Genomic DNA, 13,210 nt, shown 5'->3' on the forward strand with positions numbered 1-13,210 from the left:
GACGATGACCGAGCCAGCCACCGAGGTCGACGAGGCGCGCCATCTCGGGCTCGTCGCCGCCGCCCCTGGCATCCGCTCGCTTGCCTTCGCGATCGACCTCACCGTCGCCGCGGTGCTCGCGACGCCCATCGTCATCGGCGCGGTGCTCGCCGCCGCCGAGGGGGAGTCGTCGGCACTGACGGTGATCCTCGTCGCGAGCGGCGCCGCAGCCCTCGTGCTCTTCGCGGTCGGTCAGCTGCTCGCCCACGGTCGTCGTGGCGTGACGGTGGGGAAGGCGGCGCTGCGGCTGCGGTCGGTGAGCGCCCTCAGCTACGGACGGCCTGGCTTCTGGCGGGTCTGCCTGCGTGCGCTGACGCTGGCGGCCAGCGGGCTCGTCCCCGTCGTCGGCCCCGTGGTGCTGCTGTCGTCGAGCCTGTGGGATCCGCAGGGCCGCGGTCGCAGCATCCTCGATCGGATGGTCGGATGCTGGCTCATCGACGCGCGTGCGGGGCTCGATCCGTTCGACGCCACCGCGCTCCGCCGCGCCAGGCGCGCCCTGCGCGATCGCCCAGAGGGCCTCGACGAGCAGCTCGCGTCGATGGCCTCGGGCGCTCCCGCCGACGCGTCGCTCCGGGTACCAGCGGAGCGCTCCCGGGCCGGCGTGGTGGGCGCGGGCGAGACCGGTGCGCAGTGGGCCCTGGCGGCGGAGCTCGCCGTCGCGCCCCCGATCGACCACCTGCCCGAGCCCGACCTGATCGGGGCGCCCGCGTCCGCGCCGACGTCGGCCATCCCGTCCTCGCCGGGCGTCGCGCGGTCCGCGAGCTCTGTCGCCGATGCGCCGGACGTCGCGACCGCGGTGCCCGACGCGGACGTGCCTCCGGTCCGCGCGCGCCGCAGGGTGAAGGGCGTCCTGCGGTTCGACGACGGCACGACGGCCCGCATCGGCGCGTTCGGTCTGATCGGGCGCGACCCCGTGCCCGGTGCCGGCGAAGAGGGCGCGCTCGCGATCCCGCTGGCCGATCCCCAGCGCCTGATGTCGAAGACTCATCTCGCGTTCGGGCAGGACGCGGAAGGGCTCTGGGTGATCGATCGCGGCTCGCGCAACGGCACGCAGCTGCTGTCCCCCGGTGGCGAGGTCGTCGAGGCGACGCCCGGCGAGCGGGTGCGCGTGCCGGAGGGCTGGGTGGTGCAGGTGGGTGGACGCTCGTTCACGGCGGCGAAGGGTGACGGCGAGTGAAGCTCAAGCTGGGACTGCGCCGCGGCGCGGACGCCGTCGTCGACGTCGTCGTGACCGCCGATGCGACCGCGACCGTGCAGGACGTCGCTCATGCGCTGGCGGACGGCGTGCACATCGACCGGGGGAGCGTCCCGACCCTCGTGGTGACCACCCCGACCGGGCAGTCGATGCAGCTGGATCCGACGGCATTGATCGCCCAGGCGCCGATCGGCTCCGGATTCGACGCGGCGGTCGTACCCGCGGTCGCCGCGCCGGAGAGCGGCAGCGCGGCCACCGCCGCGCTCCTGCGCATCCACAACGGCCCTGAAGCCGGGCGCACGATCCCGCTCCCGCACGGCGCGTCGGTGATCGGCCGGGTGTCCCCGGCGAGCGTGGTCCTCGATGACCCCCTGGTCTCGAAGCGTCACGCCAGGATCGACGTCGACAACGGCATCGAGCTGGTCGATCTGAACTCCGCGAACGGGCTGCTCGTGGACGGCGGGCTCGTGCAGCGCGTGCGCGTGCTGCCTGGCCAGATCATCACGATCGGCGCCACCGAGGTCTCGTTCGCCATGGTCGCCGGCGTCGCGGGCGACGATGCGCGGGTGCTCGAGCGCGGCGGGGCGCTGATGTTCAACCGCTCCCCCCGCGTCGAGGTGCGCTACCCCGGACGTGAGCACCGGCATCCGCTCATCCCGAACGAGGCGGATCCTCGCATCTTCCCGTGGCCGATGATCATGGCTCCGGTGCTGCTCGGGTTCGCGATGTTCGGCTTCACGCAGCGGGCCAGCTCGCTGCTGATCGTGCTGATGGCGCCGCTGATGATGTTCGGCAACTTCATCGGCCAGCGCACGCAGCAGGGCAAGAAGCTCAAGCTCGAGATCGAGACCTTCGAGACGCAGATCGACGAGCTGGAGGACCGGCTGCTCAGCGAGGAGGTCCTCGAGCGCGACCGACGCAGGGCAGAGGCGCCGGCGACCGCGACGGTGTACGAGAACGCCATGGCGCTCGGCCCGCTCCTGTGGACGCGCCGCCCCGAGCACTGGAACTTCCTGGGGCTCCGCCTCGGCGTGGGCGCGAGTGCGAGTCGGGGCACGATCCAGGAGGCCACCGATCAGCGCGGCATCGCCGAGTACGCGCACCGGGTGAACGCGCTGCGCGACCGGTTCGCCACGATCGAGGGCGTGCCCCTCGTCGAGCTCCTGCCCTCGGCGGGGGCGATCGGCATCGCGGGTCCCAAGGACCTCGCCGCCGACGTCGTCCGCGGCATCGGCGTGCAGCTGTTCGGCCTGCACGCACCCAACGAGGTGGTCACCGCCGCGATCATCGATCCCGGCTGGACGGGCGACATCGAGTGGATGAAGTGGCTGCCGCACACGACCAGCCCCCGCTCGCCCTTCGCCGAGATGGCGCTCGCCGACAGTCAGTCCGCCGGCACGGCCCTGCTGAACGCGCTCGAGGAGATGATCCTCGCGCGGCTCTCCGCCTCCGCGACCCGCCGAGGGCCGCTCGGCGAGGGCGACACGTCGATGGCCCTCGGCCGTCGCGTGGGCGAGATGGCGTCGTCCGACAAGGGCGCCGTCGAGGACGTGTCGCTCGTGCTGTTCGTCAGCAATGACGCCCCGGTCGACCGGCCACGGCTCACGCAGGTCATCGAGCGCGGTCCGGATGCCGGTGTGTACACGGTCTTCGTCGCGCCGACGGTCGAGTCCCTCCCGGCCGCCTGCCGCACGTTCATCGACGTCACCGGCGGGCTGGACGACGCGACGGTGGGCTGGGTGCGCGCGGGCGAGCGCGCAGAGGGCGTCGTGGTGGAGGGCGTCTCGCGCGAGTACGCCGACCTGTTCGCGAAGCGGATGGCTCCGGTGGTGGACTCCAGCTCGGTCGCGGCCGACTCGTCCGATCTGCCTGGTTCGGTGTCGCTGCTGCGCCTGGTCGGCACCGACATGGCGGAGGAGCCCGGCGCGGTGATCGAGCGCTGGCGGCAGACGAACTCGGTGATCGACCGCACCCCCGGCCCCCGCCCCCGGCTGAAGCGCGCCTCCACGCTCAAGGCATTCGTCGGGCAGGGGAGCCCGGACGCGATGTCGCTCGACCTCCGCGGTCAGGGGCCGCACGCCCTCGTCGGCGGGACCACCGGCTCGGGCAAGTCGGAGTTCCTGCAGGCGTGGGTGCTGGGCATGGCCGCCGAGTACAGCCCGGACCGTGTGACCTTCCTGTTCGTGGACTACAAGGGCGGATCCGCCTTCGCCGACTGCGTCGAGCTGCCGCACTGCGTCGGGCTGGTCACCGACCTGAGCCCGCACCTGGTGCGCCGCGCGCTGACCAGCCTGCGTGCCGAGCTGCATCACCGTGAGCACCTGTTCCACCGCAAGAAGGCGAAGGACCTGCTCGAGCTGGAGAAGCGTCAGGATCCCGAGACGCCGCCCGCGCTCGTCCTCGTGATCGACGAGTTCGCCGCGCTCGTCGGCGAGGTCCCCGAGTTCGTCGACGGTGTCGTCGACATCGCCCAGCGCGGTCGCTCACTCGGCATCCACCTGATCATGGCCACGCAGCGGCCCGCCGGCGTCATCAAGGACAACCTGCGCGCGAACACCAACCTGCGGGTGGCCCTGCGGATGGCCGACGAGGCCGACTCGACCGACGTCGTCGGCGAGCCGCTGGCCGCGGGCTTCGACCCGTCGCTGCCCGGCCGCGGCATCGCCAAGACCGGACCCGGCCGGCTGGTGCCCTTCCAGTCGGGCTATGCCGGCGGATGGACCGCCGACGAGCCCGACCGCGCCCAGGTCAGGGTCGCCGAGCTGCGCTTCGGCTCGCTCGTGCAGTGGGAGTCGGCGGAGGAGTCCGAGTCCGACACCCACGACGACGACCTCGGCCCCAACGATCAGAAGCGGCTCGTCGCCACCCTGGTCCGGGCGACCGCGGAGGCCGGCATCCCCGCGCCGCGTCGTCCGTGGCTCGACGACCTCGCCGGCACGATCGATCTGCGCGCCCTCCCGCTGGACGGCGGCGACAGCCGCATCCCGATCGGGCTCGCCGACATCCCCGAGCGCCAGCTGCAGGACGCCGTCTTCTTCGAGCCGGACACCGACGGGCACATGCTCGTCTACGGCACGAGCGGTGCGGGCAAGTCCGCCGCGCTGCGCACCATCGCGATCGGCGCGGGAGCACGCCCCGACCTCGGCCGCACCGTCGTCTACGCGATCGACTTCGGCACGGGCGCGCTGCGCTCGCTCGAAGTGCTGCCCCACGTCGGCTCGGTGGTCTCGGGCGACGACGTCGAGCGCGTCCAGCGGCTCCTGCGCACGCTCCGCGGCATCCTCGACGACCGCTCGAAGCGCTACTCGGCGGTCAGCGCCGCGACCCTCGGCGAGTACCGGCAGATCACCGGCGAGCTGTCCGAGCCGAGGATCATCGTGCTGATCGACGGCTTCGGCGTGTTCAAGCAGGACTGGGAGACCACGTCCGCGCGGGCCGCGTACTACGCGATCTTCATGCGGATGCTGGGCGAGGGGCGACCACTCGGCGTGCACGTCGTCGCGACCGCCGATCGCTACGGCGCCGTGCCCACCGCGGTCAGCGCGAACGTGACCAAGCGCATCGTCCTTCGGATGTCCGATGAAGGTGCGTACTCGATCCTCGGCGTCGCCAAGGATGTGCTCAGCGAGCGCAGCGCGCCCGGCAGGGCGATCGTCGACGGCTTCGAGGCGCAGGTCGCCGTCATCGGCGGCACGACCAACGTGGCCGAGCAGACGCTGGCGACCGAGCAGTTCGCCGCCGCGCTGCGTGCCGCGGGTGCCGTGGAGGCCAGGGAGATCGGCTCGCTGCCCGTCGAGCTGGTGCCCGCGGAGCTGCCGGACCGCGTCGACGATCTGCCGGTGCTCGGCGTCGGTGACGACACGCTGGGCCCGAAGGGCTTCGAGCCGATCGGCACGTTCGTCGTCGCGGGCCCGCCGCAGAGCGGGAAGACGACCGCACTGCGCGGCATCGTCGCGGCGATGGAGCGCTTCGATCCCGAGATCGAGCTGTTCCACGTGGGCGGCAGGCGTGCGGCGCTGCGTGACTTCCGTCCGTGGCAGGTCGCCGCCTCCGGCATCGAGGACGTGCGGGCGCTCGCGAAGAGCCTCAAGGACATCGTCGCCGACGAGGCGGGCGGCAAGCGGATCGTCATCGTGGTGGAGAACATCGTGGAGTTCGGCGACACCGACGCGGAGCGCCCCCTCAAGGAGCTCTTCCAGGCGATCAACCGCAGCGATCACCTCCTGATCGCCGACGGCGACGTGTCGCAGCTCAGCGGCGGCTACGGTCTGGTCGGCGAGCTGAAGGCGGGCCGTCACGGCATCGCGCTGCGCCCCGACTCGTACGACGGCGACTCCCTCTTCAAGGTGCCGTTCCCCAAGGTGCAGCGCCACGAGTTCCCTGTCGGCCGCGGCCTGTTCGTCGAGAACGGCCGGATCGTCACCGTGCAGCTGCCGCGCACGGATCGGTAATTGATTTATCCCCAGGTGGTTGGAGGCCGTTCGGACCGCCGGTTAGCCTGGGAACCCCGGCGTTCTGGCCGGCTCACGGACGAAAGGACTGATCGATGGCGGATTTCAAGGCGTCTTACGGCGAGATGGAAGCCATGGCCGGCAAGCTCGACTCCGGTCGCGAGGAGATCGGCGATGTGCTCCGTCGCCTCAAGAGCGATGTCGACCGTCTGCTGGGTGACGACTTCAAGACGCAGCACGCGTCGGGCAAGTTCGGCGAGGGCTACAACGAGCTGACGACCGGACTGGAGAAGGCCATCGAGGGCATCTCCGACATGGGCGAGTCGCTGCGCAAGATGATGCAGGCGATCAAGGACACCGACCAGGCGCTCGCCGGCAGCTGACCAGCACGTCTGTGAGGAGGTGGCGGCGCTGACGGCGCCGCCATCTCCTCCCCGTGGCGGCCTCAGGCCGCCGCGATGACTCGCGCGATCTCAAGGAGGCGGACATGGCAGGAGACGGAGTCGACCTCGACCTCGACGACCTTCGCACCACCAACACGAGCCTGGGCACGTTCATCACCGAGTTCGAGTCGCTCGGCGACACCTCGGACGACGTGCAGCGCGCCGTCGGCCGCCCGATGGACCGTTCGGGACTCCGCGACAAGGTCGGCTCGTTCGAGTCCGGTTGGGACGGCAACCGCGAGGTCATCGTCGAGTCGCTGCACAACATCCACGACCACATCACCTCGGTGATCGACGAGTTCACCGCAAAGGACCAGGAGATGGCGCAGGGGGGCGAGGGATGAGCAATCCCTACGGCGTGCTGTACTCGCCCGACGATCACTACCGGCTGGACGCGATCGCCGGCGACCCCGCGGGCATCGAGGCCGCCGGCCGCCACTACTCCGACATCGGCGAGCAGATGACCGACACGGCCGTCGAGCTCGGCAAGCTGTCCCGGTCGGAGAAGTACAAGGCCCAGGCGCTCGACAAGATCCGCGAGTCGGCCGGCGAGCTGCAGGACGACCTCGAGAAGGTCGCGAAGCGGTACACGCGGACCGGCCCTGTCCTGGTGGCGTACGCCCAGGCGCTCCGCCGCGCGCAGACCTCCACCGTCGACCCCTACGTGCCGCGCATCCACGCCGCGCACGACGAGCTGGAAGACGCGCGCGCCGCCGAGCGCGCGGCCGAACGCGACGTCGACGACCTCGACACCACCTGGATCTGGGAGGACGAGCCCACCGAGGCCGACCGCCGTCAGGCCGACCGCGCCCTGCACGCGGCATCGTCGACCGCGTCCAGCGCCCAGACGAAGCTCGACGGGCTCTGGAACGAATTCGAGTCGGGCTACGCCGCATGGGATGCCGCGTACGACGACGCGGTCGACGGCATCGAGTCGGCCATCTCGGCGTCGGGGATCAACGACTCCTGGTGGGAGGACGCGCTCGACACGATCGCCACCGTCGCCGGCATCGTCGGCGCCATCGTCGTGATCGCCGCGCTCATCGTCACCGGCCCGATCGCCGCCGTGCTCCTGGTCATCGCGACCGTCGCCGCCGTCGTCGCGCTCGTGGCGCACCTGACCATGATGGCCGCGGGCTCGCGGCGGGCGAGCTGGGGCGACATCGCCTTCGATGCGATCGGACTCATCCCCTTCGCCGGCTCGTTCGCGAAGGCGATGAAGGGCGGCGCCACCATCGGGGCGTCGCTGCGCATCGGCGCAGGTGCCGGAGCGGCCACGCGCGGCACCGTCAACGCCGGTCGCAACCTGCTCGTGCGCGATCTGAGCAGCGTCACGGGAGCCGGCCGCTTCGCCGGCAACCGTGCCGCCCGCGAGGCGGCGGCGCCCGGACTCGCCGCGGACTTCCTCGCAGGGGTGGAGCGCAGCTGGGGCCGGACGGCCTGGAACTCGATCCGCTCCGGCGGCTCCCGCATGGACGGCATGGCCATCACGATGTCCGAGCGGCTGCGTGCCGTGTGGCCGGGTGCGGGCACGATCGGCGAGCGCTCGGCGCGATTCGCCGCCGAGCACGTGGCGCCGGGCCGGTTCATGCAGGGCGTCAACGTCTGGGCGCTCGGGTCGGCCACCTACGACAACACGGTGGGGCTGTTCGGCGTGCCAGGACCCTCCGACGTGGTGGACGCCGGGATCGACGTCGTCTCCGACAAGATCCACGGATACTAGACGGATGACCGCGACGCGCATCCGGATCCCCTACGACCCGGCCACCTGGATCCCCGTGCCGCTGGACTACCTCGGCACCGACTGGGCGGACGCGGGGGAGTGGGCGTCGTGGGTCGCGGCCGAGGCCTCCCGAGGCCGTCCGGGCGAAGCCGAGCTGGCGGCCGCGATCGAGGAGCACGCGCGGTCGATCGCGCTGTTCCCCGCCGAGCACGTCGGCGCCCGCTTCTGGCACTATCCGGCCGACGGGGTGCCGACCGGCTTCGCGGATGCCTATGTGGAGGCGCGCGCGGACGACGGGATCGACCCGGCCGAGCTGCTCCCCGAGCTGGGCTTCACCGTCGTCGAACCCGTCATCGAGCCGGCGCACGCCGACGCCTTCGACCGTGCGGTCCGGCGGCTCACGCTGAGTGCCGTGCTCCCGGACGAGGACGCCGAGCCGACGCTCCTGCCGAAGGCGGAATGGCTGGGGATCCGCGACGGATGGGTCGGGTATCTCGTCTCCGTCGACCACGACGCGAACGCGCTCAGCAGCCGGCTCGCCGACCTCGACGAACTCTTCCGCACCCTCGACCCGGAGCGCATCTCATGACCGTGGACGACACCGCAGCGCGCATCGAGAGCCGGCTGCCCGCGGGCGGATACGCGGATGCCCGCACTGCCGTGCGCGCGGCGGCGCGCGCCACCCTCCTGGCGGTCGTCCCCGACGCCGAGCGGGCGCACGCCATCGCGCAGCGCCAGGCCGTCGGCGAACTCCACCGCGACCGGGCACACACGGCCGCAGGACCCGCGCCGATCGCGACCGGCGTCCACCGCGCGGCGATGGTGGTCGCGCTCGTGCTCGCCTTCATCGCACCCGCCCTCGTGCTCGAGCTGCCCGGCATCCGCGGCGCGGCCTTCGACGTGCAGGACGGAGCCCTGCTGTCGGGCCTGACCGCGGCGGTCTCGCTCGGCATCCTCTGGTACCTCTCGCGGTTCCACCGGCCGACCGAGCCGGCCTCCATCGTCAACGTCACGTCGCGCCTGTACGCGTTCATCGGGATCGTGTGGCTTGTCGTGCTGGCCTCGATCCTCATCTTCCGACTCGACGAGATCAACGCCGACGAGCCCGCCGCGCCCGTCATCGGACTCGTCCTGCTCGCCGCATCCGGCATCGGCGCGCTGGTGCTGTGGCTGCGCCTCCGGCGGTCCGAGCGCGCGGCGACCGGTGCGGGCTCGCTCGCCCCCGACGATCAGCGCGCTGTCGACGTGGCCCTCGAGGACTGGTGGAGCACCGCCGAGCGCGGCCTCAGCGCCGACGAGCGCACCCGGCTGAGCAGCGCGTTCCCGCTCGCCCTGCGCGCGCTGGTCGCACGCGGGGCGATCACCGAGGAGCAGGCCGCGTCCGCGGCCGGCAGCGCCCCGTGGACGCTGTGGGCGCGCTGATGGGCGCTGCTGAGGGAGTCCGTCCTGGCCCGACGCCGTTCACGCTCCTGTGCCCTCCCGGCTGGCAGCGCATCCCGGCGGAGGCGCTGCTCGCGGAGGATGCGACCCAGGCGGTCTTCGGGGCCATCCGCGACGCCGGCCGCGCGGACATCGCGCTGCAGATGCGCGCGCTGCTCACCCAGTACCGTCGGGCGATCCGGGAGCTGCGGGTCTTCGAGATCTACCTGCCGCCCGTCGCCGACGGCGTCCGGCTGCCCGCCGCGCTGATGATCTCGCCGGTCGTGCTGCCGGTCGGGGTGGACTGGGACGCCGCGCTCGTGCGGCTGAGCCGCGGCCTCCCCGTCGAACAGGCGGACTTCACCGAGACGCCGATGTGGGTCTGGCGCAGGGAGGACTGGTTCGGCGACGAGCGCGAGGTCAGGGTGCGCGAGGCGACCTACTTCGTGCCCGTCCACGAGGACGCGCCCGCCCGCCGGGCGCTCAGGTTCCAGTACACCGTGCTCACCCCGCCGACGGCCGAAGGGGATGAGGCGGCACGCCAGCTGCTCGACATCGGCGACCTCGTGATGAGCACGATGCGCTGGCAGCAGGCGGCGGCGACCGCGCGCTGACGGCCCGCGTTTGACCACCCCCCACCCGCGCGCGTATCATTGATCGGGTGTGCGCTCACGCGCGCCCTGTGCTGTGCCTCGGCGGAGCTCAGGGGGTGCCGCGCCACATCTCAGGGATCGGTCCTGTGAACAGGCCGCCCCCACGGCATATCCACCACGCGAGCACGGCGGTCATTCGCCGCGCAGGTGGGTCTGTGGTGAAAACACCATCGCTGTCACCGTGCAGCACTACAAGGAGAGAACGTGCCAACCATTCAGCAGTTGGTTCGCAAGGGGCGTGCGCCGAAGGTCACCAAGACCAAGGCTCCCGCGCTGAAGGCGAACCCGCAGCAGGCCGGCGTCTGCACCCGCGTCTACACGACCACCCCCAAGAAGCCGAACTCGGCGATGCGCAAGGTCGCCCGTGTCAAGCTCCGCAACGGCACCGAGGTCACCGCGTACATCCCCGGTGAGGGCCACAACCTCCAGGAGCACTCGCTGGTGCTCGTGCGCGGCGGTCGTGTGAAGGACCTCCCGGGTGTCCGCTACAAGATCGTCCGCGGCGCCCTGGACACCCAGGCCGTCAAGAACCGCAAGCAGGCTCGCAGCCGCTACGGCGCGAAGAAGGGTTAAGGACCATGCCTCGTAAGGGACCCGCCCCGAAGCGCCCCGTCGTCAACGACCCGGTCTACGGCGCACCGATCGTCAGCCAGCTCGTGAACAAGATCCTCGTCGACGGCAAGAAGTCGCTCGCCGAGTCGATCGTGTACACCGCCCTCCAGGGCGTCGAGGCCAAGAACGGCCAGGACGCCGTCGCCACGCTCAAGAAGGCGCTCGACAACGTGCGTCCGACCCTCGAGGTCAAGAGCCGTCGCGTCGGTGGCTCGACCTACCAGGTGCCGGTCGAGGTCAAGCCTCACCGCGCCAACACCCTCGCGCTGCGCTGGCTCGTCAGCTACGCCAAGGGCCGTCGTGAGAAGACCATGACCGAGCGCCTCCAGAACGAGATCCTGGATGCCTCGAACGGCCTGGGTGCCGCGGTGAAGCGCCGCGAAGACACCCACAAGATGGCCGAGTCGAACCGCGCCTTCGCGCACTACCGCTGGTAACCAGCATCCGGTCGTCCGGTTCCGGTCTCCTCGCAGACCGGAACCGGACACCCCACGACATTCCCCACCACAAGTAAGGACACCCCGTGGCACAAGAAGTGCTCACCGACCTCAACAAGGTCCGCAACATCGGCATCATGGCGCACATCGATGCCGGCAAGACGACGACGACCGAGCGCATCCTGTTCTACACGGGCGTCAACCACAAGATCGGCGAGACCCACGACGGCGCTGCCACCACCGACTGGATGGAGCAGGAGCAGGAGCGTGGCATCACGATCACCTCTGCCGCTGTCACGTGCTTCTGGGACAAGAACCAGATCAACATCATCGACACGCCCGGTCACGTCGACTTCACGGTCGAGGTCGAGCGCTCGCTCCGCGTCCTCGACGGCGCCGTCGCCGTCTTCGACGGCAAGGAGGGCGTCGAGCCCCAGTCCGAGACCGTGTGGCGTCAGGCCGACAAGTACGACGTCCCCCGCATCTGCTTCGTCAACAAGATGGACAAGCTGGGCGCCGACTTCTACTTCACGGTCGACACGATCGTGAACCGCCTGAAGGCCAAGCCGCTCGTGCTGCAGCTGCCCATCGGCTCCGAGAGCGACTTCGTCGGCGTCGTCGACCTCGTCGAGATGCGCGCGCTGGTCTGGCCCGGCGACGCCAAGGGCGACGTGACCATGGGCGCCAAGTACGAGATCCAGGAGATCCCGGCCGAGCTCGCCGACAAGGCAGCGGAGTACCGCGAGATCCTCCTCGAGACGGTCGCCGAGTCCGACGAGGAGCTTCTCGAGAAGCACTTCGGCGGCGAGCCCCTCACAGTCGCTGAGATCAAGGGCGCGATCCGCAAGCTCACGATCAACTCGGAGCTCTACCCGGTCCTGTGCGGCTCGGCGTTCAAGAACCGCGGCGTGCAGCCCATGCTCGACGCGGTCGTGGACTACCTCCCGTCGCCGCTCGACGTGCCCGCCATCGAGGCGCGCGACCCGAAGAACGAAGAGACCATCATCGAGCGTCACGCCGACCGCGACGAGCCGTTCGCGGCGCTCGCGTTCAAGATCGTCACGCACCCCTTCTTCGGTCGCCTGACCTACATCCGCGTCTACTCGGGTCACCTCGACTCGGGCGCCCAGGTCGTCAACGCGACCAAGGGCAAGAAGGAGCGCATCGGGAAGATCTTCCAGATGCACGCCAACAAGGAGATGCCGGTCGACTCGGTCACCGCCGGTCACATCTACGCGGTCATCGGCCTGAAGGACACCACCACCGGTGACACCCTCTCCGACAGCCAGAACCAGGTCGTCCTCGAGTCGATGACGTTCCCGGAGCCGGTCATCGAGGTCGCGATCGAGCCCAAGACGAAGGCCGACCAGGAGAAGCTGGGTCTCGCGATCCAGAAGCTCGCCGAGGAGGACCCGACGTTCCGCGTCGAGCAGAACTCCGAGACCGGTCAGACCGTCATCAAGGGCATGGGCGAGCTGCACCTCGACATCCTCGTGGACCGCATGAAGCGCGAGTTCAAGGTCGAGGCCAACGTGGGCAAGCCCCAGGTCGCGTACCGCGAGACGATCCGCAAGTCGGTCGAGAAGCACGACTACACGCACAAGAAGCAGACCGGTGGATCGGGTCAGTTCGCCAAGATCCAGTTCACGATCGAGCCTCTCGAGGTCACGGCCGACAAGACGTACGAGTTCGAGAACAAGGTCACCGGTGGCCGCATCCCGCGCGAGTACATCAGCCCGACCGACCAGGGCTTCCAGGACGCCATGAACGTCGGCGTGCTCGCCGGCTACCCCATGGTGGGCGTCAAGGCGATCCTGCTCGATGGCGCATCGCACGACGTCGACTCCTCGGAGATGGCGTTCAAGATCGCCGGCTCGATGGGCTTCAAGGAGGCCGTCCGCCGCGCGAACCCGGTCATCCTCGAGCCGATCATGGCCGTCGAGGTGCGTACGCCCGAGGAGTACATGGGCGACGTCATCGGCGACCTGAACTCGCGTCGTGGCCAGATCCAGTCCATGGAGGATGCTGCGGGCGTCAAGGTCGTGCGGGCGAACGTGCCGCTGTCCGAGATGTTCGGCTACATCGGCGACCTCCGCTCGAAGACCTCCGGCCGCGCCGTCTACTCCATGGAGTTCGACAGCTACGCCGAGGTCCCGCGCAACGTCATGGACGAGATCGTCCAGAAGACCAAGGGCGAGTAGCCCTCTGCGGGGTGCCTCCCTGGGAGGCATCCCGCGA

Annotated in this window: 11 protein-coding genes; all 11 read left to right on the forward strand. The window is 70.5% G+C overall.

Annotated features, from left to right (window positions below; all coding sequences use genetic code 11):
- Window positions 1-4: 4 nt before the first annotated feature.
- The 11 genes from Microterr_RS01825 to fusA all read left to right on the forward strand — a co-directional run bounded on the left by Microterr_RS01825 (window position 5) and on the right by fusA (window position 13,173).
- A complete protein-coding gene (locus tag Microterr_RS01825; RefSeq protein WP_263796477.1) occupies window positions 5-1,216 on the forward strand; it encodes an RDD family protein in 1,212 nt (403 codons plus the stop codon).
- Complete coding sequence (locus tag Microterr_RS01830) at window positions 1,213-5,685, forward strand: type VII secretion EssC family protein (RefSeq protein ID WP_263796476.1); 4,473 nt, start codon at window positions 1,213-1,215, stop codon at window positions 5,683-5,685. The genes Microterr_RS01825 and Microterr_RS01830 overlap by 4 nt, the downstream gene beginning before the upstream one ends.
- A gap of 95 nt (window positions 5,686-5,780) precedes the next feature.
- Window positions 5,781-6,068: a WXG100 family type VII secretion target gene (locus Microterr_RS01835; protein WP_263796474.1), complete on the forward strand. Its 288-nt coding sequence runs from the start codon at window positions 5,781-5,783 to the stop codon at window positions 6,066-6,068.
- Between the two features lie 104 nt (window positions 6,069-6,172).
- A complete protein-coding gene (locus tag Microterr_RS01840; protein WP_263796473.1) occupies window positions 6,173-6,472 on the forward strand; it encodes a hypothetical protein in 300 nt (99 codons plus the stop codon).
- On the forward strand, window positions 6,469-7,851 hold the full coding sequence (locus tag Microterr_RS01845; protein WP_263796472.1) for a hypothetical protein: 1,383 nt from the start codon (window positions 6,469-6,471) through the stop codon (window positions 7,849-7,851). The genes Microterr_RS01840 and Microterr_RS01845 overlap by 4 nt, the downstream gene beginning before the upstream one ends.
- A 4-nt stretch (window positions 7,852-7,855) precedes the next feature.
- Window positions 7,856-8,440 carry a hypothetical protein gene (locus Microterr_RS01850; RefSeq protein ID WP_263796471.1) on the forward strand — a complete coding sequence of 195 codons (585 nt, stop codon included), beginning with the start codon at window positions 7,856-7,858 and terminating at the stop codon, window positions 8,438-8,440.
- Window positions 8,437-9,273 carry a hypothetical protein gene (locus Microterr_RS01855; RefSeq protein ID WP_263796470.1) on the forward strand — a complete coding sequence of 279 codons (837 nt, stop codon included), beginning with the start codon at window positions 8,437-8,439 and terminating at the stop codon, window positions 9,271-9,273. The genes Microterr_RS01850 and Microterr_RS01855 overlap by 4 nt, the downstream gene beginning before the upstream one ends.
- Window positions 9,273-9,884, forward strand: coding sequence for a hypothetical protein (locus Microterr_RS01860; protein WP_263796469.1), 612 nt, complete (start codon window positions 9,273-9,275; stop codon window positions 9,882-9,884). The genes Microterr_RS01855 and Microterr_RS01860 overlap by 1 nt, the downstream gene beginning before the upstream one ends.
- 243 nt (window positions 9,885-10,127) lie before the next feature.
- Window positions 10,128-10,496 (forward strand): 30S ribosomal protein S12, encoded by a 369-nt coding sequence (gene rpsL, locus Microterr_RS01865; RefSeq protein ID WP_263796468.1) that lies wholly within the window; start codon window positions 10,128-10,130, stop codon window positions 10,494-10,496.
- A gap of 5 nt (window positions 10,497-10,501) precedes the next feature.
- Window positions 10,502-10,972 carry a 30S ribosomal protein S7 gene (rpsG, locus tag Microterr_RS01870; RefSeq protein WP_263796467.1) on the forward strand — a complete coding sequence of 157 codons (471 nt, stop codon included), beginning with the start codon at window positions 10,502-10,504 and terminating at the stop codon, window positions 10,970-10,972.
- Between the two features lie 86 nt (window positions 10,973-11,058).
- On the forward strand, window positions 11,059-13,173 hold the full coding sequence (fusA, locus tag Microterr_RS01875; RefSeq protein ID WP_263796466.1) for an elongation factor G: 2,115 nt from the start codon (window positions 11,059-11,061) through the stop codon (window positions 13,171-13,173).
- Window positions 13,174-13,210 lie beyond the last annotated feature (37 nt).

Source organism: Microbacterium terricola, from assembly GCF_027943945.1.
GTDB classification, from domain to species: domain Bacteria; phylum Actinomycetota; class Actinomycetes; order Actinomycetales; family Microbacteriaceae; genus Microbacterium; species Microbacterium terricola.

Excerpts from the sequence above, each read along its gene's own strand:
- Microterr_RS01825 (WP_263796477.1), top strand. The coding sequence starts at position 5 with ATGACCGAGCCAGCCACCGAGGTCGACGAGGCGCGCCATCTCGGGCTC.
- Microterr_RS01840 (WP_263796473.1), top strand. The coding sequence starts at position 6,173 with ATGGCAGGAGACGGAGTCGACCTCGACCTCGACGACCTTCGCACCACC.
- Microterr_RS01860 (WP_263796469.1), top strand. The coding sequence starts at position 9,273 with ATGGGCGCTGCTGAGGGAGTCCGTCCTGGCCCGACGCCGTTCACGCTC.
- Microterr_RS01855 (WP_263796470.1), top strand. The coding sequence starts at position 8,437 with ATGACCGTGGACGACACCGCAGCGCGCATCGAGAGCCGGCTGCCCGCG.
- Microterr_RS01835 (WP_263796474.1), top strand. The coding sequence starts at position 5,781 with ATGGCGGATTTCAAGGCGTCTTACGGCGAGATGGAAGCCATGGCCGGC.
- Microterr_RS01850 (WP_263796471.1), top strand. The coding sequence starts at position 7,856 with ATGACCGCGACGCGCATCCGGATCCCCTACGACCCGGCCACCTGGATC.
- Microterr_RS01845 (WP_263796472.1), top strand. The coding sequence starts at position 6,469 with ATGAGCAATCCCTACGGCGTGCTGTACTCGCCCGACGATCACTACCGG.
- rpsG (WP_263796467.1), top strand. The coding sequence starts at position 10,502 with ATGCCTCGTAAGGGACCCGCCCCGAAGCGCCCCGTCGTCAACGACCCG.